Source organism: Arthrobacter sp. MMS24-S77 (assembly GCF_054888235.1).
In genome coordinates, this window is sequence record NZ_JBTZRN010000001.1 from 2571604 (window position 1) to 2594001 (window position 22398).

The following is a 22398-nucleotide window of genomic DNA, read 5'->3' on the forward strand; positions in this document are numbered from 1 at the left end:
GCCGGCAGGCATCACATGCGGGGCGGGGCATCGCGTCGCCGGGCATAGGCGCCGTCCGGCTCGTGATTAGATAGCTGAGTGTCGAGTCCCTTTCTGGCGCGCGCTGAGGCCGCCACCCGTTCAGCCCTGATCAGCACACAAAGCTACGATGTCTCCGTCGACGTCCGAGAGGCCGCAGACCCTGCCGTGCCGGGGTACACGAGCCGCAGCGTCATCAACTTTTCCGCCGAGCCGGGATCCTCCACGTTCTTGGATTTCATCCACGGCGGGGTGCACAGCGTCTTCCTCAACGGAAAAGGCCTCGACGTTGCCCGGGTGGTGGACGGCGACAGGATCCGCCTGGACAATCTCCAGGCGGAGAATCAAGTCACGGTCACCGGAACCGCGCTCTACAGCCGCTCCGGAGAGGGCATGCACCGCTTCGTCGATCCCGCCGACGGACAGTGCTACCTCTACACGCAATACGAACCGGCGGACGCCCGCCGCGTGTTCGCGAATTTCGAGCAGCCGGACCTGAAGGCCGAATTCACGTTCCATGTCATGGCCCCTTCCGGCTGGCAGGTGGCCTCGAACGGCACCGAGATCGCCCGGACGCAACTGACCACCGATCCCGCCACAAGCCGCTGGGATTTCTCCACCACCAAGCGGATGTCCACCTACATCACCACCGTGCTGGCCGGTCCCTACTTCCGTGCCACGGATCACTGGAGCAAGACGCTCGACGACGGGACCAGCCTTGAGGTTCCGCTCGCGCTGTATTGCCGGGCGTCCATGCAGGAGTCCTTCGATGCCGGGGAGATTTTCCGGCTGACGAAGAACGGCTTGGACGTCTTCAACGAACTCTTCGACTATCCATATCCCTGGGGCAAGTACGATCAGGCGTTCGTGCCCGAGTACAACCTTGGTGCCATGGAAAATCCCGGCCTGGTCACTTTCACGGAGAAGTACGTCTTCACCTCGCGGGCTACCGATGCCCAGTACCAGGCCCGTGCCAACACCCTCATGCACGAGATGGCCCACATGTGGTTCGGCGACCTCGTGACGATGACCTGGTGGGACGATCTGTGGCTCAAGGAATCCTTCGCGGACTACATGGGCACCCTGGGCGTGGACAAGGCCACCGACTGGGACAGCGCCTGGGTAAATTTCGCGAACAAGCGCAAATCCTGGGCATACCTCCAGGACCAATTGCCCACGACGCACCCTATCGTTGCCGATATCCCCGACCTGGAAGCCGCCAAGCAGAACTTCGACGGCATCACTTATGCCAAGGGGGCATCCGTCCTCAAGCAATTGGTGGCCTACGTCGGCTTCGAAGCGTTCATTGACGGCTCGCGACGCTACTTCAGGGATCACGAGTTCGGCAACACAACCCTGACCGACCTCCTCCAAGCCCTGGACACAGCGTCGGGCCGGGACCTTGGAACATGGGCCCGCCAATGGTTGCAGACTTCAGGGATCTCCACCATGACGGCGGAGATCTCCGGGGGCAGCGATGTCATGGAGGCAGTCACCCTGCGCCAAGACTCAGTAGACCCCATCACGGGCATGCAGGAACACCGTCCCCACAGGATCCGGATCGGTCTCTACAACGTCGACGACGCCGGTCAGTTGCGCCGTACCGAAAGCGTCGAGATCGACGTCGACGGCGCCGAGACTTCCGTGGAGGCGCTGGTGGGCAAGCCGCGACCGGCCCTTCTCCTCGTCAACGACGACGATCTCAGCTATGCCAAGGTACGCCTGGATGCGGTCTCTGAGGCAACCGTGCGCTCAGCCTTGGACCGACTCAGCGATCCGATGGCCCGGGCCTTGTGCTGGACAGCCCTGTGGGATTCAGCGCGCGACGCCGTCACGCCAGCGGCGCTGTACGTCGCCGCCGTCGAGCGCTTCGCCCCTGCCGAGTCAGGAATCGGCGTGTTGCTGAACGTACTGGGCAACGCAGTGACCGCCGTCGAACGCTATGTCCCGGCACCGCAACGCAACGAGGTTCGCGGGAGCCTGCTCGAGACCAGCGCGCGGCAGCTGCGCTCAAGCGAGCCGGGTTCGGACCAGCAGCTTGCCTGGGCGAGGACCCTTGCCGAGGTGTCGCGCCGTGATGACGCCTACGCGGAGTTCCTCCGCGGCATCCTCTCCGGAAGCATAGTTGTGGACGGCCTGGCGGTGGACGCGGAGCTCCGATGGAGCTTGTGGCAGGCACTTGCAGCGAACGGAGCGGCTGAGCTGTCGGAATTGGATGCAGAACTTGCCAAGGACCACACGGCATCGGGGCGCGAAGGCCATGCATTGGCTGCTGCTGCCCGTCCGGACGCCGCAGTGAAAGCGGCCGTATGGGATGCCGCAGTCAACGACACCGAGCTCTCCAACGAGATTCTGGGCGCAACGATCGCAGGTTTCTCACTTGCCCCGTCGGGTCTGCTGGACGGGTTCGCCGAACCGTACTTCGACTGCTTGGAAAGCGTCTGGGAGTCCAGGAGCATCGAGATCGCAAGCCGGATTGTGCGGGGCCTGTTCCCCTCAGCCCAGGACCTGGCCCCGGGCATGGCTCCGACGGATCACCCGGTCCTTCGGCGTACCGACGATTGGCTTGCGGATCACGCGGCAGCCCCGCGTGCCCTTCGGCGCATTGTCATAGAGCAGCGGAGCCATTTGTTCCGTGCGTTGGAGGCTCAAGCCGCCGGCTAAGTACTAAGGAACCCGGTGCAGCCATTCCTCGGTACCGAACTTTGACTGCACCCGCTCCCGGGCTGTTGCCAATTCGGCGTCGGTGATGCTGGACTCCGTGGCGCCGTAGCGCTCGATGAAGACCTCCTGCATGGCCTTGATGATTTCCGTCCGTGCAAGGCCGGTCTGCCGTCGCAATGGATCCACGCGCTTCTTGGCGCTGCGGGTGCCCTTGTCGGAGAGTTTTTCCTTGCCGATGCGCAACACCTCGACCATCTTGTCGGCGTCGATGTCGTAGCTCATGGTGACGTGGTGCAGCATGCCGCCGTTGGCAAGGCGCTTTTGCGCGGCTCCGCCGATCTTGCCCTGCTCGGTGGCGATGTCGTTGAGTGGGACGTAGAACGCGGTAATGCCCAGTTTTTCCAGGGCAGCCATGACCCACGCGTCCAGGAACGCATAGGAGTCGGCGAAGCTGATGCCGTCCACCAGGCTCTGGGGCACATAGAGCGAATAGGTGATGCAGTTTCCTGCCTCCATGAACATCGCTCCCCCGCCACTGATGCGCCGGACAACCGTGATGCCGTGGCGCGCGACGCCGTTGGGATCCACTTCGTTGCGGTAAGACTGGAAGCTGCCGATCACTACTGACGGCTCTTCCCAGTCCCAGAAGCGCAAGGTGGGGTTGCGGAGCCCCGCTCCGACCTGCTCGGTGAGGACCTCGTCCAGGGCAACGTTGAGGCGGGTGGGAAGGACCGACGGCGGGATGACCTCCCACTGGTGGTCTGCCCAGCCGCTGGCCTTGGCCAGTGCCCGTCGGACAGCGACAGCGACGGCGTCGGCGGAAAAGCCGAACAGGACCGAGTCGGCAGGCAGCGCGGCGGAGACGGCAGCGGAAATCTCGGCCGGCGTCGAACTTTCCGGAAGGCCCGTGAGCGCCCGGTTGATGTCCAGCAGGGCCTCATCGGGTTCCAGGAAGAAATCTCCGCTGAGCGAGACGTGCGCGAACTGCCCGTCCACGACGTCGAGGTCGACCACCACGAGCTTTCCGCCGGGGACCTTGTATTCGCCGTGGAGCCGGGGTTCGTCTTGCTCGAAAGGCATGCTGGAAGTCATGGTTCCCATCCTGCCGGAAAACGCAAAAGCCCGCAGCCACCGAAGATACGGCGGGTGCGGGCTTTCACAGAAGCTTGGAGGTGAAGTTGATTACTTCTTGCCGCCGAAGCCCTTGAAGCGAGCGTTGAAGCGCTCGACGCGGCCTGCAGAGTCCATGATGCGCTGCTTGCCCGTGTAGAACGGGTGGGACTCCGAGGAGATTTCGACGTCGATGACCGGGTAGGTGTTGCCGTCTTCCCACTCGATGGTCTTGGAAGAAGACACGGTGGACTTGGTCAGGAACTTGACGCCGGAAGCCAGGTCGTTGAATACAACAGCTTCGTACTTCGGGTGGATATCAGACTTCATAATGGGACCTTTGTTCACGCAGCTGGATTTTGCCAGCTGCCAGGTATGAATGGATTCGGTCCGCGCACCGCCTGCCGTTACTAACGGATTTCCAGTGCCGGGCCAACAATCAATCATAGCGGAAACCGCACCTTGCGACGAACCGAGGTCAAGGCAAGTCAGCCGCAGTCCATGCATACTCAGTTAAGGTCAAGCGTGCTTCACTTCTTAAGGTACATATCGAGCAATCAGCCGGCGCGCATCCCAACGCGACCGCCACTGTGAGACGAGGAACCATTGCCATGGAGCTGAAGGTCAACATCCAGGTGTCCGTCGACGGCGTTTACCAGTCCAACGGCGGGCGTCATCCCGACTTCGACCCGGGCATGGAGAGAGGCGGCTGGGCCAGGCCGCTGTTCGACGACGAGTCGCTGGCCTACGTCGGCGACTACTACCAGCGCGCCGATGCGTTCCTGTTCGGCCGACGCACGTACGAGATGTTCGCCTGGTCCTGGGGAACCGGCACCTGGGGCACCGACCAGGGCGACAACCCGATCTCCGCGGCCTTGAACACCAGGCCGAAGTACGTTGCATCCACCACCCTCACGGACCCGGCCTGGGCGAACACGACCGTGCTCTCCGAGGACATCGCCAGCGCGATCCGCGAGCTCAAGGCCACGCCCGGCGGCGAACTGCAGGTGCACGGCAGCGGCGCACTCGCCCGCTGGCTGCTGGCAAGCGATCTGGTCGACGAGCTCACTCTGCTCGTTTGCCCCGTGATCGTCGGCCAGGGCGCCCGGCTGTTCCCCGAACACGGCCCCGATCTGGCGCTCGAGCTGGTAGCGACGCGGGCCTTCCCGAAGGGAATCATCCTGCAGACGTACCGGCCCGCCGGACTCCCCAGGTACGCGTCCGACCCCACCAAGTGAGAGTCACGAGACCATCATGACTGCGTCGACCGGCTCCAGGTGACGGTCTTCCCGGTGATCAGCGGCCAGACCGGAGACGCACCGATCTTCGCCGGTGCCGCCGACTTCGACCTGGAGCTGATCGAGAGTCATACGCTCGACTGCCGCACCCAAGAGCTCTTCCAACTTCCCACTCGGCATCGATGACAGAACACTGCGAGGAGAATCACCATGGGCAAGGCCATCCTGTACATGTCGATGTCTCTCGACGGCTACATCGCAGGTCCCGACGATGGCCCGGACAACGGGCTCGGAACCGGTGGTTCCCGACTTCACGAGTGGCTGGGCGAGCCCATCTCCGACTATCCCCACTTCGACCCGCCGGGGGTCAGCGGGCAGGTCTTCGCCGAGTGAATGGCGACCGGAGCGGTCGTCGTCGGCCGCAAGACCTTTGACTATGCCAGCCACTGCATCGATGTTTTCGGCTCACGGAATCACCGCACCATCAACATATTAGAGACGGCCTCGGGCGCAGCCTGGAGCCAGGTGATCCTGTCCTCGGACAAAGGGGGCCGCGTGTCGGTCACGGACCCGTCGGCACGGAATCCAAGGCAACGGCGGTCTCCTCAGGCCTTACCGGTTGATTCCAAGGTTCGGTGTCTTGCGACCACGGTCAGGCAGTCAGGGCCATTGCTGCAAACCCGATTCCGAATGCCCAGGGCACGCCGAACCGGTCGATGACGATGCCGGCCACCGCGGCCGATGCGGCGAACGATCCCAGGGCAACCGAGGTAACCGCCGTAAAAGCCTCGGTGAGAGTGCCTCGCGGAGCGAGGTCCTCCAGTAGGCCGAAGTAACAGACCGCAACCGGCCCTATCGATGTTCCGACAAGGAAGACCGAGACTGCGAGCAGCGGGAGGGAAGGCATCACAGCGCAGAGGGCCAAGGCGGCCGCTGCGGACGCGAGGAGCAGTGCCAGCCTTGCCCATGGGCGCCCGGCCCAGCGCCGCAAACCGTACGCGAACGTGCCGACCAGGCTCCCCACTGAGAGCGCCCCGTAGAGCAGCGGTGCGCCCTCAGCAGCGCCGACGTTCGCAGCGAAGGCGGCCGACGGAACCTGAGTCAGGGCCGTAAGAATACCTTGGCCGAAGCCGACCAGCACGATGGTCCTGACCCCCTTCGACCCGAAAGCACCCAGAAGGCGACTCCGTTCCCTTAATACGGGCTTCCAGGCCCGTGACGCCTTGCTGGCGGAAAGCAGATATGCCCCGGCTGTGAAGCACACTCCAGCAAGAAGCACGCCGAATGACGGGTTGGCGATCACCAGGACCGCGGTCAAAAGCAGGGGCGCGACAATGATCGGTGCTTCGAACAAAATCGAAGACAGAGCCGTCGCCACGTGCCGCTGCTCTGGTCCGACGAGTGCCGCCCAGAGCGATCGCAGACTAGCCCCGACCTGCGGTTCGCCAGCCCCGGCACCGAACGCCACCAAGCAAATGGCCCATACGGGCCAGCCGGAACCCACCCCGACGACGAGAAGCACGAGGAGAACAAGCTGAATCGATGCCACCGGAATGAGCACTCTCGGTTGCCCGAATAGGTCGATCAGCCGGCCTTGGAATGCCATCCCGAGCCCCGTCCCTAGACCGAGTGCCCCGACGACCAGCCCTGCACCTGAGAAGCCAGCGCTGGACTGCTGGACCATGAGCAGGACGGACAGGCCGAGCATTCCGATGGGGAACGTGGCCAGCATGGTTCCGACCACGGGCAACGCAGCGCCTGGCGCGCGCACAACGTCTGCATAACGCGACACCGCCGCTCCAACCCCACCAAGCATCATCGTGGTTACCTCCGAACTCGTCATTAACCCGGTGCTGCGTTCAGGCTATCGATTCACGGCAGCGAGAACGTGTCCGTGTCCCTGGGCAGCAGCGGTTCTTCGAAGACGCTGTCCACCCTGTCTTCTGAGAAGAAACCAATGGCAGTGACAGGAGATTCCCCAGCGTTCGCTATGTCGTGGATGACACCAGGCGAGATGACGACAATCGAACCGGCGACAAGCAGTGCCCGCTCGTCGCCGACCCGCGCCTCGGCTAACACGCGGAAGACACACCTCACAGCTCGCCACGAAATCTGCACCGTGCCCGTATTGGCAGAGCTATGGTTTCGTGCCGGTCGCCGGAGACTACCTGGCGTTCGGCGATTTTCATCATTCAGGAACCGGCCACCACCCCGCTGGCTGTCTGATCGCCGCGAGGTCCGCGGTCCTCTGGAAACCGTTTGAACGGCGCGCTCCGCTCGCTTCGAACAGGCAGAGAACCGATCTGTTCGGGCCTTCGAGTGCGCACGAGCCAACCCGCGCTGAACGTCCGTGTAATGAGGGAGGACGTCGAGGCCGCCCACAAGATTGAAACCGCTGGGTCGGTGACACCGACATCGTTCCTGTCGGCGGCAAACACGATGGCGATGTCAGCAAAATGAAGCCACCAACGTTACTAACGAGATGGGTCGTTGACGTGCCACAAAGATGTCCACACATAGGTCAGAACCCGCGTCATTCCAGGGATTTTGGTACCCACCTCCTATAACAACTTTGGTGCCACGAAGCTCTCGTTGTCACGCCAGTGACCGCTGTCAGCATGATTCCAATCGCCGGTCAGCGACTGGCAGCCGACCCGCCAGGGATCACGCCAGAGAAGGCCCCCTGACTAGAATCGAATCATGCGACTTCGCGCGAAGCCGCTATCTCGTGGCGTAGAACGCCACAGCCGACGAAGCCGCAACATTCAGCGAATCCACGCCGTTCATCATTGGAATCGTCACGCGCGCGTCAAGCAATCGGTCGGTCTCAGGCTTCAGCCCGTCGCCTTCGGTTCCGAAGACTAGCACAAGGTTTTGATGATCCTGGGCCACCAGCTCATCAAGAGTGATGGCTCCCTCCCCCAGGGACATGCCCGCTACGAAGTAGCCCGCCTCTTTCAGCTGTTCAATACCAGCCGGCCACGGATCGACCCGCGTCCACGGCACCTGGAAAACGGTGCCCATACTGACCCTGATCGAGCGACGGTACAACGGATCAGCGCACTGAGGCGTCACCAGCACGGCGTCAACACCGATCGCCGCGGCTGACCTAAACACAGCACCTACATTCGTATGATCAGTAAGGTCCTCAAGTACTGCGATCCTTGATCGCCCTCGTGCGCGAACTCGATCGGACTCCTGTACTTTGCGACCACCCACGTTCGTGTGGTCAACCACCTCTTCAAGGACAGCCACCCGGTGCGCGCCCGCGAGGAGCTCTTCAAGGGGGACCGGTGCCGGGCGATGCATGGCGGCCATGGCGCCGCGGTGCAAGTGGAATCCCGTGATTTCCTCAAGCAGGGAAGCCGTGCCGATGTAGACCGGGACCTCGGGGAACTGTTGGAAGACATCGTCGAGGTCTTCCAACCATTTCTCCGCCAGGAAGAAGGAACGGGGTTGATGCCCCGCCGCGAGGGCACGCCGAAGCACTCGGGACGACTCAGCAATGTACATGCCCTCCGCGGGCTCGCGGAGCTTGCGGAGGTGCACATCCGTGAGTTGCGTGTAGTCAGCAACGCGCGGATCGTCGGCGGTTTCGAGGTAGTGGAAGGTCACTGGGTTCCTATTTCAGCAAGTTGGCGATCATGAAACCGAGCGCCACGAGCCCCAGCGCGAAGATCACGATGCGCAGGGCGAGGGGTTTCAGGCGCCGCCCCACCTTTGAACCCACCAGGCCGCCGATCAACGAGCTGACCGCGATGATTGCCACGACCGGCCACTCGATCCGGCCAGCGGCGAACAAGAGGTAGGAGCACGCGGCCACCACGTTGACCGCCAAGACCAGGATGTTCTTCATGGCGTTGGCGTTCTGAATGGTGCCGGTCATGAAAACACCCAGGATGCCGACCAACAAGATGCCCTGGGCAGCCACGAAGTAGCCACCGTAGATTCCGGCGAGGAACACCAGCACCACGAGGATGACCGTGTGCCGCTTATCCTGGATGGCGTGCTCCGGGTTGCCTGCCCGGTCCTGGACCCACTGCTGGAGTTTGGGTTGGAAGAGCACCATGAGCAGCGCAACGACGATCAGGACGGGAGCGGCGTAGTAGAAGACCTTCTCCGGGAGGTGCAGGAGCAGCCAGGCACCCGTGATGCCGCCAAGCAGCGACGCCGGCAGCAGCCGCAGCAGTTGCCGGCCCCGGCCCCTGAGTTCGTGCCGGTAACCCCAGGCCCCGGTGACGTTGCCTGCCACGAGGCCCATGGCGTTGCTGATGGACGCCGTGACCGGCGCGTAGCCCAGGGCGATGAGAACCGGGAACGTGACCAGCGTGCCCGAGCCGACCACGCTGTTGATGGTTCCGGCCCACAAGCCCGCGAAAAAGATCAGGATGCCGCTAAGGATCTCCACTGCTTCGAGGTGCCCGTGCCTAGCGGCGGGCGGTGGCCGTGTAGCGGCCGGAGTTCTCGGTCACATCCAGGGGAAGGCCGAAGGTGTTGCTGAGGTGCTCGGCGGTCAGGACCTCCTCGATGGGTCCTGCGGCCACCACCCCGCCGTCGCGGAGAAGCATGGCATGCGTGAATCCGGGCGGGACTTCCTCCAGGTGGTGCGTCACGAGAACCATGGCGGGAGCGTCCTCGTCGCGGGCGAGTTCGCCGAGTTTGTGGACCAGCTCTTCGCGGCCGCCAAGGTCCAGGCCAGCGGCCGGCTCGTCGAGCAGGAGTAGCTCAGGATCAGTCATAAGGGCGCGGGCGATCTGCACACGCTTGCGCTCGCCCTCGGAAAGCGAGGAGAAGGACCGGTTCAGCAGCGGACCCATGCCCCATTCGTTGAGCAGGCCGAAGGCGCGGCGCTCGTCGTCGCGCTCGTATCCTTCACGCCAGCGGCCGGTGACGCCGTAGGCGGCGGTGACCACCACGTTGAGTACCTTTTCGTGTTCCGGGATCTGGGTGGCCAAGGCCGCGGAGGAAAGCCCGATGCGCGGACGGAGGTCGAAGACGTCAACCCGGCCAAGCGTCTCGTCAAGGATTCCGGCTTTTCCACTGGTGGGATGCATCCGGGCAGCGGCTATCTGGAGCAGAGTGGTCTTACCGGCACCGTTGGGGCCAAGGATGACCCAGCGTTCGCCTTCATTGACCTGCCAGTCAACCTTGTCCAGCAGGGTCTTGGTACCTCGGACAACGCTGACGGAAGCCAATTCAAGAACATCACTCATAGGAGTAGACACTAGGACAAAAACGGGGGCGATAGATAACCGAAACGTCGGTCACACTGTTCGTACGCCGCATTGAATGAAACAGGAATTCGGGCGGCGGTTCCGGGCTAGCTAAGATTGCAGCCATGAGTTCGAACTTGACCGCGGTCAGCTATGGCGTGAATTTGTCCCCCTCGGAGCTTGAACACCTGCGCAAGGTGCTGTCCGGCTCAGGGGCTTCCTTCACGTCTGAGTCGCGCTCCGGGGACAGTCGCTTCGGCGTCTACACCATGGGCTTGGCCGTTGACGGGGCTACGGCCGCCGACTTGTCCGGCATCCGGCGCCGGGTGGCAGATGCCGCGGCTCCAGGCATGGACACGGCAATCGTGGCCGACGCCTTGCGTGATGCTTCCCGCAAGCTGCTGATCATGGATGTCGACTCCACCCTGATCCAGCAGGAAGTGATCGAATTACTTGCCGCACACGCCGGCAAGCGCGAGGAAGTAGCGGCCGTCACTGAGGCCGCGATGCGTGGCGAGCTGGATTTCGCGCAGAGCCTGCATGCCCGGGTGGCGGTGCTCGCGGGCCTGCCGGCCGCCGTCGTCGACGCCGTCCGTGCCGAGGTGCGCTTGAGCGAGGGCGCGGCGGAACTCGTCGCTGCGTTCAAAGCCGCGGGCCATGCAGTGGCGGTGGTGTCCGGCGGCTTCAACCAGATCCTGAAGCCCATCGCGGAAGAACTCGGGCTGGACTATTGGATCGCAAATGAACTTGAGATCGTCGACGGCCTCCTGACGGGCAAGGTCCTCGGCGACGTCATCGACCGCGCAGCCAAGGAGAAGTACCTTCGCGAATGGGCAGCTGCCGAGGGGATCGACCTGGAGCACACCATCGCCGTGGGCGACGGCGCGAACGACCTCGACATGCTGGGCGCTGCGGGCATCGGTGTCGCGTTCAACGCCAAGCCTGCCGTCCGGGCTGTAGCCGATGCCGCCATCAACATGCCATATCTGGACGCCGTCCGGCATATCGCCGGCGTCTGAGCCGAGTTAAGGGGCCACGAAGAAGCGGCCGGGACTGGGTAATTCAGACAGTCCCGGGCCGCTTCTTCATGCACTAAAAAATATCAGGCGCTCTTGCCGAAGTAGTCGGCGCCGCCAACGTACTCGGTGTGGCCGCTCTCGACGTCGGCAGTCACCATCTTGGCGACCTCCGCGGCGAATTCCTCCACGGAGTACAGCTTGCCGGCCTCTGCGCGGCGGGCCTCGATGGCGCCCGGGTTGGAGCGGTCGAGCAAGGTGGCCGTGACGGTGCCCTCGATCATGTCTCCGGAAACCACGACGAGGGAGATGCCCTTCTCGGCCAAGTCCGGGAGCAGTTCTCGCAGTGCGTCTTCACCAGCACGCTTGCTGCGGGCAACCGGCTCGTATTCGGGCATCGTGGGCACGGTCTCGACGAAATGCGCCTGGTGGCTCGTGACGAAGACCACGCGGGAACCTTCGGGCATCAGCGGAACCGCGGCGTTGAGCATGTTGATCTGGGCATCACGGTTCAGCTTGAGGGCGTAGTCCTCTTCCATGCCGGATTCCATGCCACCGGAAGCGTTGAGCACCAGGACGTTCAGCGAACCGAATTCCTCCATGGCGGCGCTGGCCAGGGACTGGACTCCTTCCTGGGTGGTCAGGTCCGCGCCGACGGCGACAGCACGGCCACCGGCCGCTTGGATCTCGCCCACCACCTTGTTGGCCCGGGGGGCCTTCTGGCGGTAGTTGACAACGACGGCAGCGCCCTCGCCAGCCAGGATCTTGGCTACTTCAGCGCCGATGCCGCGTGAAGAACCGGTGACAATCGCCGTCTTGTTGTCCAGCAGTCCCATTCGTGCTCCCTTATTCAAAGCGTCCAACTTGTTCAAAACATCCCAAGTTCTATTAGTCCCGAGTCAATCATGCCAGCGGGCTTCCTCATTCCACCTGTGGATTCCCCACAAGAACCGGTGGACGTGCTTTTGCGCTTCCGCCTACACACCCTGCCGCTGGAGGGACGGACCTAGTGGCCCATCCCCAAGCCGCCATCCACCGGGATAACAGCTCCGGAAATGTAAGCGGCCTCGTCGCTGGCAAGCCAACGGACCACGTTGGCGACCTCGGACGCCTCGGCGAAGCGGCCGGCTGGAACGCTGGCCAGGTAGGCCTTCTGGGTGTCTTCGGGAAGCTCGGCGGTCATGTCGGTGTTGATGAAGCCCGGTGCCACCACGTTTGCCGTGATGCCGCGGCTTCCAAGTTCGCGGGTCAGGGAACGGGCGATCCCCACCATTCCGGCCTTCGAGGCCGAGTAGTTGATCTGGCCCGGGGCTCCGTAGAGGCCCGAGACGGAGGAGATCAGCACAACGCGTCCCTTGCGGAGACGGATCATGCCTTTGGAGGCGCGCTTGATGACGCGGAAGGCGCCGGTCAGGTTGGTGTCGATGACCGAAGTGAAGTCGTCCTCGCTCATGCGAAGGAGGAGGGTGTCCTTGGTGATCCCGGCGTTGGCCACGAGGACTTCAACGGGACCGTGCGCAGCCTCGACTTCCTTGAACGCCGCGTCAAGGGAAGCCTCGTCCGTGACATCGGCCTTAACGCCGAGGATGCCCTCGGGAAGCGGCGTTTCGCTGCGGTACGTCACTGCGACCTTGTCGCCGTTGGCCAGGAACGACTCTGCGATCGCCAGGCCGATGCCTCGGTTTCCACCCGTGATGAGGACACTGCGGGCGGTTGATGCTGCTTCAGACATGCTGTTCTCCGTAAGTTCCGCGGCAGCACGGTGCCGCTTGAAAAGGGTGATTTCCTGGATCGATCTTAGCCGCCGGGAGCCCACGGCCGCGGGTAGCCGCCTTCGGCGCGGTTTGGGCGGCCGGTTCCATGGTGAGAGAATTGAAGGAAGCCGTTGGAGCGTGATGAATCAGCCGTGACAAGAGATAGCAGTCCCCTGCAGCAGGCGCCCGGGGACCCGGACGCCGTTTCAGGTGACCCCGTAGTGCACAGCATTACCGATGCCGCCGCCGCCCATTCGGACGACATGCGCGAAAGATTGATCAAGTACGCAGTGGCCATGGGCATCCGCATGGTGTGCATCATCCTCATTTTCGTGGTTGATGGCTGGTTCAAGATCATCGCCATAGCCGGCGCCGTGTTCTTGCCTTGGATTGCCGTGGTGATCGCCAATGGCAGCGACAAGGCCGAAATCCACAGCGACGCTTTGTTGGATTACGTGCCGGCGATCGAGCTCGAAGCGTCGCCGGTGGCAGAACCGGAGTCGCCCGCGGCGACCGTGACAGTGCTGGAAGGTGAGCTCATCGAGGACGACGCCACGCACCAGGACGATTCCCTCCCGGAAGCAGAAGGCATCGCCGGCAGCGGCAAGCTCAGATATCCGCACAGCGGGGAAGAACAGGCGGCTTCATGAACATCTTCACAATGGGCGGCTCTGGCCTGGACAATGAGCAGCAAGCTGGTCATCGCGAGTCACTCGCCGCAGTGTGCTCGCGTAAGGCCTGCCGCGCAGAGGCCACATGGCAGCTCTTGTGGAACAACCCGCGCATCCACACTCCCGATCGCCGCAAGGTGTGGCTGTCCTGCCAGGAGCACCGGGAATGGCTGGAGGACTACCTGCAGACCCGCGGCCTGTGGAAAGAGACAATACCTTTCGAGAAGTCCACAGACCCAGGCGAGGCCCGCTGAATGTACCGCTTTCTTTTTTCCAGCAAGTGGCTGGGCTATTTCGTCCTGGCCGTGATCTTCGCTGCCGGCTGCGTTTTCCTGGGTCGCTGGCAAATGGATCGCCGGGCCGAAACGTTGGCGGAAATCAACCGTGTTGTCAGTAACTATTCGGCCACTCCCCTTCCGTTCTCCGCTGCCAAGGCGGAGTTCCAGTCCTTGGACCCTGAGCGGGAATGGACGCAGGTGGAGCTGCGTGGCAGCTATGACGTGTCCGGCCAACGCGTCGTCCGTAACCGGCCCCTCAACGGCCAGCCCGGATACGAGGTAGTGGTCCCGTTCCGTTTGACGAGCGGCGAAGCCGTGGTGGTTGATCGCGGGTGGCTGCCCATCGGAAACAAGACTCCCGGCCACCCTGACAGCATCCCGGCCCCGCCGGCCGGCGAGGTCACCGTCGTCGCGCGCTTGAAGGCCTCGGAACCGAAGCTGGACCGCGGCGCCGTCGACGGCCAACTGGCATCCATCGATCTGCCTTCCTACGCCACGGAGCTTGGCTACCCCATCATGACGGGCGCCTATGGGCAGCTGGCCACGGAATCGCCCGCTGTCCAGCCGATGCCCGCACCGTTCCCCAAGCCGGCCACGGACGAAGGCACCCACCTGTCCTATTCCCTGCAGTGGTTTGCCTTCGGCGTGCTGATGTTCGTCGGGTTCGGCTATGCGGCCAGGCAACAAGCCCGCAATGCCCGGATTGATGCCGAAGACGAGGAAGAAGAAATCAGTGCGATGCCTCGTCGCAAGGCCCCCGCGCCACGGAAGTCAAAGCGGCCAACGGCCGAAGAAGAGGAAGACGCAATCCTGGATGCACAAGGCTATTGAGAAGATCCCCTCGCCCGTTCTGAACGTGAAGGCGGCATTGACGGCCGCAGGCGCCCAAGACACCGTGCGCACTTTCGACGACGACGTCCCGACGGCGGCTGCCGCGGCTTCTCTGTTGGGCTGCGATGTTGCGGCGATCGCCAACAGTTTGGTCTTCGAGCTCGACGGCGCGCCCCTGCTGATTCTCGCGAGCGGAGCCGCGAAGGTGGACACAGCCTTGGTGGCGGCAACCTTGGGTACCGCCAGGATCCGCCGGGCAAGCCCGGACTTCGTCATGGAACACACGGGCCAAGCCGTGGGTGGCGTAGCTCCTGTCGGCCACCCACAGCCCATACGCACCATCCTCGACATATCCCTCCAGGACCATCCGCTCCTTTGGGCAGGCGCGGGCGACCATAACTCGATGTTTTCCATCAGCTACAGCGAACTCCAGCGGATTACGGCCGCGCAACCCTTGCAGGTCCGCTGAGCTGCAAGTCCGCTGGGCCGCTGACCCCGTGAGCCATTGATCCGATGCCGCCTGCGGCTAGGCTGGTGAGCATGGCTGAATACACGTACGTCACGTACATCGAAGGAACCCCGGACCGGATTTGGACGGCGCTGACGGATGCCGCTCAGACCGCCGAGTACTGGGGCCACGCCAATGTCTCGGACTGGAAAGCAGGTTCACGCTGGGAGCACCAGCGCACGGATGGTTCCGGTACCGCGGACGTCGTGGGCACAGTCCTGGAGGCAACGCCGCCGATGCGACTTGTCAACACCTGGGAGGATCCCACGGTTCCTGAGGTCGGGAAGCCAGACGTGGTGACCTTCACCATCGAGTCGCATGACGGCATTGCCAGGCTTACCGTCCACCACAGGAACATCGCCGACGACGAGCAACTAGCCATTGCGAGCCGGGGTTGGTCGGCCGTCCTGTCCAATCTGAAAAGCTACATTGAACTCGGCCGCCCCCTTGCTTCCGTGCCGTGGGAAATGCCCTGAGGCGGTCCCCCTAAGCGCGGGTGATCCTAAGCGAGGGTGATGAGGTCCAAGTAGTCTTCGTTCCAGTGGTCCTCGACACCGTCCGGGAGCAGAACCACGCGTTCCGGGTTCAGCGCCTCCACGGCACCCTCGTCGTGACTGACAAGCACGACGGCGCCCGAATAGTTTCGCAATGCGCCCAAGATCTCCGCGCGGCTGGCGGGGTCGAGGTTGTTGGTGGGCTCGTCCAGAAGGAGCACGTTGGCGCTAGAGGCCACAATCGTGGCGAGGGCCAGTCGCGTCTTCTCACCACCGGAAAGCACGCCTGCCGGCTTGTCGACGTCGTCGCCTGAGAACAGGAACGAGCCGAGGATCCCGCGGACCTCGGCGTCCTTCATGTCCGGAGCGGATGAACGCATGTTCTCCAGGACAGTGCGGTCGTGGTCAAGGGTTTCGTGCTCCTGGGCGTAGTAGCCCACCTTGAGGCCGTGGCCGGGAACGATTTCGCCGGTGTCCGGTTTGTCCACTCCAGCAAGCATGCGCAAAAGAGTGGTCTTGCCCGCACCGTTGAGGCCCAGGATGACTACCTTGGAACCGCGGTCGATTGCCAGGTCCACATCCGTGAAGATTTCCAGGGAGCCGTAGGACTTGCTCAAGCCCTCCGCGGTGAGCGGAGTCTTGCCACAGGGAGCGGGATCCGGGAAGCGCAGGGCTGCCACGCGGTCATGCTCACGCACTGCTTCGAGGCCGCCAAGCAGCCGCTCGGCACGCTTTGCCATGTTCTGCGCGGCCACGGCCTTGGTGGCCTTGGCGCGCATCTTGTTGGCCTGGTCCATGAGGACCTGGGCCTTCTTCTCGGCGTTGGCGCGCTCGCGCTTGCGGGCGCGCTCGTCAGTTTCGCGCTGTTGCAGGTAGCGCTTCCAACCCATGTTGTAGAAGTCGATCTGCGCCCGGTTGGCGTCCAGGTGATAGACCTTGTTGACGGTGGCCTCGAGGAGCTCCACATCGTGGCTGATCACAATCAGCCCGCCCTGGTGGCCCTTGAGGAAGTCACGGAGCCAGGTGATGGAATCGGCATCGAGGTGGTTGGTGGGTTCGTCAAGGAGGAGGGTTTCGGCGTCGGAGTAGAGGATCCGGGCCAGTTCCACGCGGCGGCGCTGGCCACCGGAGAGTGTCTTGAGCGGCTGGTTCAGGAGTCGCTCGGGAAGAGCCAGGTTGGAGGAAATCGCCGCGGCTTCGGCCTCGGCCGCGTAGCCGCCCCCGGCGAGGAACTCGGCTTCCAGGCGGTCATAGCGGTTCATGGCCTTGCGCTGGACTGTGGCGTCTTCGCTGGACATGTCCGCTTGCGCCTGCTTTAGCTTGCCAACCACCACGTCGAGGCCGCGGGCGGATAGGATGCGGTCGCGCGCCAGCTGTTCCATATCCGGGGTCCGCGGATCCTGCGGCAAGTAGCCAATCTCGCCGCTGCGGGCAACCTTGCCTGCCGCGGGCAATCCCTCACCGGCAAGGACGCGGGTGAGGGTCGTCTTGCCCGCACCGTTCCGGCCCACGAGACCGATCTTGTCCCCCTTGTCCACGCGGAAGCTGACCTGGTCCATGAGCAGGCGGGCGCCGGCGCGCAGTTCGAGTTCCTGGACGGTAATCAATTCGGGGGATGCCTTTCAATGGGGAACACCCGCAGCACCGGAGGTCACGGCGCGGCTTAAGTGGAGGGGGCCGAACAAACGGCCTTTACGATTCTACCGCCCGCCGGGTCTTACGCTCGCCAACGCAGAGGGACCCGAGAGCAGTTCGCCGCCGGTAGACAGCGCCATCCTTTGTACCCTGGCCCCAAGGCCTTGGCGTGCGGCTCGTGGACACCCTACAAAATGGGTCGCCCGGCCGCTCTGTAGTGTCGGTTTCAGGGGATTCATTCCGCCCCCGGCACCAGACAGGACACACCATGAGCAGCACCGAAACCGCAGCCACGCGACGAACCTCCCCCCGCACCCGCTGGACGTCCACTGACATCGGCCTCATCGCGGTATTCGCGGCCTTGGTGGCCGCTTCCACCATGATTCCAGGCATTCCGGTCGGCGCCCTAGGCGTCCCGATCACGCTGCAGACCCTTGCCGTCTTGCTGACCGGCCTCGTGCTCGGCAGCGGCCGGGCCTTTGCCGCCGTCGGGCTCTATACCCTGCTCGGTTTCGCCGGACTACCGATCTTCAGCGGGGGTCGCAGCGGACTTGGCATCCTGGCAACGCCATCAGCCGGCTACATCATCGCCTTCCCGCTGGCTGCCGCTGCCGCCGGCTGGCTCGCGGCCCGCGTGATTCGCAGGACCGTCAAGTACCGTGCAGTGTTCCTGTTCGCAGCAGCCATGGTCAGCACCATCGTCCTCATCCACGGCCTCGGCGTGCTTGGCTTCATGGTCAATGGCAAATTCGACTTCGCCAAGGCCTTCCTGGCCGACCTGCCCTACTACCCCGGCGATACCATCAAGAACGTCCTGGCCGCGATCATCGCCGTCGCCCTCCACAGGGCATTCCCGGACATCCTGGTCCGCCGCGTCAAATAGAGCGGGAACAATCAATACATGAACACCATCATTCTCAGCGAAGTCTCGGTGCGTGTGGCCGTCGATGGCAGCCCCACGCCCAAGACCTTGCTGCAGGACGTCTCATTGGAACTTGCCGAACAGAGGATCGCCGTCATTGGCGCCAATGGCTCGGGAAAGTCCACCTTGCTGCGCTTGCTCAACGGTTTGGTGGCCCCGAGCGAGGGTGCCGTCACCGTCAACGGTGCGGACAGCATGGGAAACGTTCGTCAGGTCCGCAGCCAAGTGGGTTTCGTCTTCACCGATCCGTTGTCCCAGCTGGTCATGCCGACGGGCCGGGAAGATGTTGAACTGTCATTGCGGCGTTCCGTTAAGAACTCCAAGGAGCGTGCTACCCGGGCCGAGGCCGTCCTGGAGCGGTTCGGCCTCCTGGAGCTCGCCGATCAGAGTATCTACGAACTCTCCGGCGGAGAACGGCAACTGCTCGCCCTCGCCGCGGTCCTCGCGGTGAATCCTGCCGTGCTGGTTCTCGATGAGCCGTCAACGCTGCTGGACCTCCGCAACCGGGAGCTGCTCCGGCGCACGCTTGCGGGCCTCGAGCAGCAAATCATCATGTCAACCCACGATCTCGACCTCGCGCTGGAAGCGGAGCGCGCCCTGGTGGTGGACGGCGGACGTGTAGTGTTCGACGGCGGAGCAGCCGACGCCGTCGAACACTACCGCTCGCTTTGCGCCGAGGCGGTGGCGCCCCGCGAAGCTGCCCCTCGGGGCAAAGTGCGGGCGACGTGAGGGGCCGTGGGGTCCTGATCCCCAACTATGTGCGGGGCGAGTCGATCGTCCACCGCACGCCCTTGTGGCTGAAATTCCTGCTGGTGGCGGGCTGCGGGCTGGCATCGTTCCTGGTTGTCGACTGGCTCATTTCGGCATTGGTCCTGGCCGTCATGTGCGGGCTCTTCCTGCTGAGCGGTGCAGGGTTCAAACGGCTCGTGCATTCCGTGTGGCTCGTGACGCCCATCCTCGCCGTGATCGGCGCCTTCCAATGGTGGCAGTTGGGCGGCCCCGTCGCCGCACGGATCGTCCTCAACGTGCTGGTCTGCGTCGTCGCCGCGTCCGTACTCACGGCCACGACTCCAGTGCAGGCGCTGCTGGACGGGGTGGTGTCTCTGTCCAAGCCCTTCAAGCGATTCGGGGCGGATCCTGAGCGCTTCGCGCTGACCATCGCCATCATGCTGCGCAGCCTTCCGTTCATCGCAGGAGCATTTTCGGATGTCCGCGACTCGGCCCGCGCGCGGGGGCTGGAACGCAATCCCCGTGCCCTGGTCCTTCCGGTGTTCATCACCACAGTGGCTTATGCGCGGCAGACCGGCGACGCCTTGGCGGCACGCGGCCTGGGCGACGCCGAGGACTAGTCACCCTGCAGGAGGGCGTACCGGAACATCGCGGCCGTACCCATTCCCCCGGCGATACTGATCATCGCCAGCGCCAAGCTCTCCCGGTCTGGCTGCTCTTCGGCAATTCTGCGGGCTTGTGCCAGAAGTCGCGTGACCAAAACAGCTCCGGACGCACCATAGCCGTGCCCCAAAGCCAGGGCACCGCCGTCGAGGTTCGCGCGCTCCGGGTCCACTCCGAGAGCATCGAGGCAGGCCAGGGTCTGGGAGGCAAATGCCTCGTTGAATTCCACCAGGTCCAGTTGCTCCGGCTCCACGCCAAGCCCTCCCAGCAAGCGTTTTGCCGCCACCGAGGCCCCGATTCCGAGCAATTCCGGGTCCACCCCTGCCGTGTCGCACCCCAGCACGAGCAGGCCGTCGGCGGCGCCAAGTTGCCGGGCCCGCTGTAGCGACGTGATCACGACGGCGGACGCCGCGTCAGCGTCGAAGCAGGAGTTCCCGGCCGTTACAGTGCCGCCCGGCACGAAGGCGGCCGGAAAGCGCGCCATGAGTCCGGCCTTCAGCGATGCCCGGGGACCGTCATCGGCCTGAACCACGGCACCCCCCGCTTCCAAAGGAACAATTTCCGGGACGAAGGCTCCGGCCACGCTCGCCGCGACGGCGCGCTGATGGCTGCGCAAGGCGAAATCATCCTGGCGCTCGCGGCTGATGCCACACTCCCGCGCCACGTTTTCGGCAGCAACGCCCATATCCGGGTCCCCGAACTCGGGTGGCACAAAAGTAGCGCGCGTGTAGAAGTCCGGTTCGCCGTCGGGGTCTGGATTTCGCCTGGCCCGCAGGGGTGCCGTGCTGATGCTCTCCACTCCCCCGGCCAAATAGACTCCGTTGCCGCCGGCGGCCACCAGCCGCGAGGCCAGGGCGATAGCATCGAGCCCGGAACCACACTGCCGGTCCACGGTCAGCCCGGGAACCTCCACCGGGAGTCCTGCTTGCAGGGCGGCGAAGCGGGCCAGGTTGCCGCCACCGCCCACGGCGTTGCCGATCACGACGTCGCTGACATCCGAAGCGGAAACACCGGTGGATGCCAGCAACGAGCGCAGGACCGGAGCCAGGAGATCCTCGGCCCGGAGCGACTTCAGTTGTCCGTTGGAGCGGCACACCGGCGTCCGCAGGGCGGCAATGATCACGGGCTGGCGGGAGGGATCCAGGCCCTTGCCCTGCGTTCCGCGAGTTCGGCTAGGCAAGGGGTTTTGCCCGGGGATCGTTGTTCTTGATCCAGTCCAGCAGGATCTGGCGGCTGACTTTTCCGCGGTCCGTCACAGGCAATTCGGACAGGGTGAAGTACTGCAGGGGCCGCTTGTCCCGGGCGAGTAATCCGTCCAGTCCGGTCCTCACCTGGGTTGCCGTCACCGAACCGTAGGCGGGGAGGATTCCTGCAACGACCCTCTGTCCACGGATATCGTCGACCATTCCCGCAGCGACGGCAGCCGAAACTCCGGGGACACACGCCAAGGCGAGTTCCACCTCGTGGGGATAGACGTTCTTCCCGGACGTGATGACCATGTCCGATCGACGGCCCAGGATATGCAGGACGCCAGCGTCCACGTAGCCTTGGTCCCCCACCGTGTACCAGCCATCGAAGCAGCGCAGCGCCTGCCCGTCGTCGCCCCACAGGTATCCGTTGCTGACCATGCCGCTGCGAACGCAGATGTTCCCATGCGCTCCGTCCGGCTTCTCTGCGCCGCGGTCGTCCATGATCCTGACTTCGACGCCGGGAAACGGCCCGCCGATGCCAGTGCCCCCGGCGTCGAGAGGCTCCCCGGCAGCAAGGCGCGTTCCGGAAACGAAACTGAGTTCTGAAGCACCGTAATACTCGAAGATGGACGCGTTGGGCGCCCAACGCCTGGCCGCCTCCAACGTGCGGGCATCCAGCTTCGAACCTGCGCAAATGATGCTGCGCACCCCGGACGCGTCGACTCCTCCAGCGAGTCCGCGCTCGCTCAAGAGGCGCAGCATGGTGGGCGCCAAGACCAGGCGGGTAACGCCGTCGTGGCTGATGGCCGCGTGGGCATCGCCGACGTCGAAGGCCTCCAAAGTGTGGAAGGCCGCCCCGGCGTATAGGCATTCGGACAGGGCGTAGAGGTTCAAGCTCGCGGCCAGCGGCCCGGGGGCCAGTGTCTTGTCCTCAGGGGTCAGTCCGAAGAATTCGATGGAGGCGTCAAACGAGACCTGCCACGAGCGCCGGGAACGGGTGAAGGCTTTAGGGACGGACGTGGTTCCGGACGTCAGGCCGATCAGGAACGTGGTATCGGGACGGCCGTCTGCCAGCTCGTCGCCGTCGGCAAGCTCCCGGGCGGTGGCGGGCGCGTCGGCGGGGGCGTGCCCGGCTTGTCCGATCCTCTGGGTAACCTCATCGATCATGGCCTGGGGCCAGAGAGGATCCAACACGGCACAGCGCCGCTCGCCCGCCACGGCGGCCGCGTAAGCCACCACGAAGTCCAGGGAGTTGGGCTCGGCGAGTATCGTCGTCTCGGCGGTCCCTCCCAGACGCAGGGTCGCGGCGTCCCGAAGGTCGGCCCAGTTGAGCCGTTTGCCGCCCACGACGACGGCGGCGTCGTCGGGGCGTTCCTCGGCCCAGCGCTGAAGTTTGTCCAGAAAAGGCATCATCGAATTTTAGCCTCTATCGCACGCCCGGGCCTTTCTGTGACGCCTATTGTT

25 protein-coding genes are annotated in these 22398 nt (G+C 64.1%); 12 read left to right on the plus strand and 13 right to left on the minus strand.

From position 1 onward, the window contains the following. Positions 1-78: 78 nt before the first annotated feature. Positions 79-2682, plus strand: coding sequence for an aminopeptidase N (gene pepN / locus ACX5I4_RS11735; RefSeq protein ID WP_461836816.1), 2604 nt, complete (start codon positions 79-81; stop codon positions 2680-2682). 3 nt (positions 2683-2685) lie between these two features. Here the strand turns inward: pepN and ACX5I4_RS11740 are convergent, their stop codons facing one another. Together ACX5I4_RS11740 and ACX5I4_RS11745 are read right to left on the minus strand one after the other, a co-directional pair. After that, positions 2686-3783: a lipoate--protein ligase family protein gene (locus ACX5I4_RS11740; RefSeq protein ID WP_461836817.1), complete on the minus strand. Its 1098-nt coding sequence runs from the start codon at positions 3781-3783 to the stop codon at positions 2686-2688. 81 nt (positions 3784-3864) lie between these two features. After that, on the minus strand, positions 3865-4122 hold the full coding sequence (locus ACX5I4_RS11745; RefSeq protein WP_009358283.1) for a type B 50S ribosomal protein L31: 258 nt from the start codon (positions 4120-4122) through the stop codon (positions 3865-3867). A gap of 260 nt (positions 4123-4382) precedes the next feature. On the opposite strand from ACX5I4_RS11745, the gene ACX5I4_RS11750 reads away from it, so the two are divergent. Further along, positions 4383-5030 carry a dihydrofolate reductase family protein gene (locus ACX5I4_RS11750; protein ID WP_461836818.1) on the plus strand — a complete coding sequence of 216 codons (648 nt, stop codon included), beginning with the start codon at positions 4383-4385 and terminating at the stop codon, positions 5028-5030. Positions 5031-5033: 3 nt separating this feature from the next. Here ACX5I4_RS11750 and ACX5I4_RS11755 read toward each other — a convergent pair whose 3' ends face one another. Further along, on the minus strand, positions 5034-5162 hold the full coding sequence (locus tag ACX5I4_RS11755; RefSeq protein ID WP_461836819.1) for a hypothetical protein: 129 nt from the start codon (positions 5160-5162) through the stop codon (positions 5034-5036). Positions 5163-5240: 78 nt separating this feature from the next. On the opposite strand from ACX5I4_RS11755, the gene ACX5I4_RS11760 reads away from it, so the two are divergent. After that, positions 5241-5423: a hypothetical protein gene (locus tag ACX5I4_RS11760; protein ID WP_461836820.1), complete on the plus strand. Its 183-nt coding sequence runs from the start codon at positions 5241-5243 to the stop codon at positions 5421-5423. A 259-nt stretch (positions 5424-5682) separates the two neighbouring features. Here ACX5I4_RS11760 and ACX5I4_RS11765 read toward each other — a convergent pair whose 3' ends face one another. The 5 genes from ACX5I4_RS11765 to ACX5I4_RS11785 form a co-directional block, all read right to left on the minus strand. Beyond that, complete coding sequence (locus ACX5I4_RS11765; RefSeq protein ID WP_461836821.1) at positions 5683-6822, minus strand: MFS transporter; 1140 nt, start codon at positions 6820-6822, stop codon at positions 5683-5685. 80 nt (positions 6823-6902) lie between these two features. Beyond that, entirely contained in the window at positions 6903-7109 is a 207-nt protein-coding gene (locus ACX5I4_RS11770; protein ID WP_461836822.1) for a cupin domain-containing protein, read from the minus strand. Positions 7110-7751: 642 nt separating this feature from the next. Then, positions 7752-8645 (minus strand): TrmH family RNA methyltransferase, encoded by an 894-nt coding sequence (locus tag ACX5I4_RS11775; RefSeq protein ID WP_461836823.1) that lies wholly within the window; start codon positions 8643-8645, stop codon positions 7752-7754. A 7-nt stretch (positions 8646-8652) separates the two neighbouring features. Next, positions 8653-9438, minus strand: coding sequence for a sulfite exporter TauE/SafE family protein (locus ACX5I4_RS11780; protein WP_461836824.1), 786 nt, complete (start codon positions 9436-9438; stop codon positions 8653-8655). A 19-nt stretch (positions 9439-9457) separates the two neighbouring features. Next, positions 9458-10243, minus strand: coding sequence for an ABC transporter ATP-binding protein (locus ACX5I4_RS11785; RefSeq protein ID WP_265977520.1), 786 nt, complete (start codon positions 10241-10243; stop codon positions 9458-9460). A 125-nt stretch (positions 10244-10368) separates the two neighbouring features. On the opposite strand from ACX5I4_RS11785, the gene serB reads away from it, so the two are divergent. Next, on the plus strand, positions 10369-11262 hold the full coding sequence (gene serB, locus ACX5I4_RS11790) for a phosphoserine phosphatase SerB (protein ID WP_461836825.1): 894 nt from the start codon (positions 10369-10371) through the stop codon (positions 11260-11262). An 83-nt stretch (positions 11263-11345) separates the two neighbouring features. Here serB and ACX5I4_RS11795 read toward each other — a convergent pair whose 3' ends face one another. Next, positions 11346-12095 carry an SDR family oxidoreductase gene (locus ACX5I4_RS11795; protein WP_461836826.1) on the minus strand — a complete coding sequence of 250 codons (750 nt, stop codon included), beginning with the start codon at positions 12093-12095 and terminating at the stop codon, positions 11346-11348. A gap of 170 nt (positions 12096-12265) precedes the next feature. Next, complete coding sequence (locus ACX5I4_RS11800; protein WP_461836827.1) at positions 12266-12991, minus strand: beta-ketoacyl-ACP reductase; 726 nt, start codon at positions 12989-12991, stop codon at positions 12266-12268. Positions 12992-13144: 153 nt separating this feature from the next. On the opposite strand from ACX5I4_RS11800, the gene ACX5I4_RS11805 reads away from it, so the two are divergent. The 5 genes from ACX5I4_RS11805 to ACX5I4_RS11825 all read left to right on the plus strand — a co-directional run bounded on the left by ACX5I4_RS11805 (position 13145) and on the right by ACX5I4_RS11825 (position 15777). Beyond that, positions 13145-13663, plus strand: a complete 519-nt coding sequence (locus ACX5I4_RS11805; protein WP_461836828.1) for a DUF3099 domain-containing protein — start codon at positions 13145-13147, stop codon at positions 13661-13663. Further along, on the plus strand, positions 13660-13938 hold the full coding sequence (locus ACX5I4_RS11810) for a hypothetical protein (RefSeq protein WP_461836829.1): 279 nt from the start codon (positions 13660-13662) through the stop codon (positions 13936-13938). The genes ACX5I4_RS11805 and ACX5I4_RS11810 overlap by 4 nt, the downstream gene beginning before the upstream one ends. Further along, positions 13939-14793, plus strand: coding sequence for an SURF1 family cytochrome oxidase biogenesis protein (locus ACX5I4_RS11815; protein ID WP_461836830.1), 855 nt, complete (start codon positions 13939-13941; stop codon positions 14791-14793). It begins immediately after the preceding gene. Beyond that, a complete protein-coding gene (locus tag ACX5I4_RS11820) occupies positions 14777-15262 on the plus strand; it encodes a YbaK/EbsC family protein (protein WP_461836831.1) in 486 nt (161 codons plus the stop codon). Before ACX5I4_RS11815 ends, ACX5I4_RS11820 begins: the two co-directional genes overlap by 17 nt. Positions 15263-15333: 71 nt before the next feature. Continuing rightward, positions 15334-15777 carry an SRPBCC domain-containing protein gene (locus ACX5I4_RS11825; RefSeq protein WP_461836832.1) on the plus strand — a complete coding sequence of 148 codons (444 nt, stop codon included), beginning with the start codon at positions 15334-15336 and terminating at the stop codon, positions 15775-15777. Between the two features lie 26 nt (positions 15778-15803). Here the strand turns inward: ACX5I4_RS11825 and ACX5I4_RS11830 are convergent, their stop codons facing one another. Further along, entirely contained in the window at positions 15804-17402 is a 1599-nt protein-coding gene (locus ACX5I4_RS11830; protein ID WP_461836833.1) for an ABC-F family ATP-binding cassette domain-containing protein, read from the minus strand. A gap of 296 nt (positions 17403-17698) precedes the next feature. Here ACX5I4_RS11830 and ACX5I4_RS11835 point away from each other — a divergent pair, with 296 nt between their 5' ends. From ACX5I4_RS11835 to ACX5I4_RS11845, 3 genes are read left to right on the plus strand one after another with little or no spacing between them, the layout of a single operon-like run. After that, positions 17699-18313: a biotin transporter BioY gene (locus ACX5I4_RS11835; RefSeq protein ID WP_461836834.1), complete on the plus strand. Its 615-nt coding sequence runs from the start codon at positions 17699-17701 to the stop codon at positions 18311-18313. Positions 18314-18331: 18 nt separating this feature from the next. Further along, positions 18332-19081, plus strand: a complete 750-nt coding sequence (locus ACX5I4_RS11840) for an energy-coupling factor ABC transporter ATP-binding protein (RefSeq protein ID WP_461836835.1) — start codon at positions 18332-18334, stop codon at positions 19079-19081. After that, positions 19078-19701: an energy-coupling factor transporter transmembrane component T family protein gene (locus ACX5I4_RS11845; protein WP_461836836.1), complete on the plus strand. Its 624-nt coding sequence runs from the start codon at positions 19078-19080 to the stop codon at positions 19699-19701. Before ACX5I4_RS11840 ends, ACX5I4_RS11845 begins: the two co-directional genes overlap by 4 nt. Here the strand turns inward: ACX5I4_RS11845 and ACX5I4_RS11850 are convergent. Then, complete coding sequence (locus ACX5I4_RS11850) at positions 19698-20924, minus strand: thiolase family protein (RefSeq protein WP_461836837.1); 1227 nt, start codon at positions 20922-20924, stop codon at positions 19698-19700. The two genes, ACX5I4_RS11845 and ACX5I4_RS11850, sit on opposite strands and share 4 nt — an antisense overlap. After that, the gene (locus ACX5I4_RS11855) at positions 20917-22344 is read right to left on the minus strand and encodes a class I adenylate-forming enzyme family protein (RefSeq protein ID WP_461836838.1); all 1428 of its coding nucleotides are present in this window, start codon (positions 22342-22344) and stop codon (positions 20917-20919) included. The genes ACX5I4_RS11850 and ACX5I4_RS11855 overlap by 8 nt, the downstream gene beginning before the upstream one ends. Positions 22345-22398: the final 54 nt, after the last annotated feature.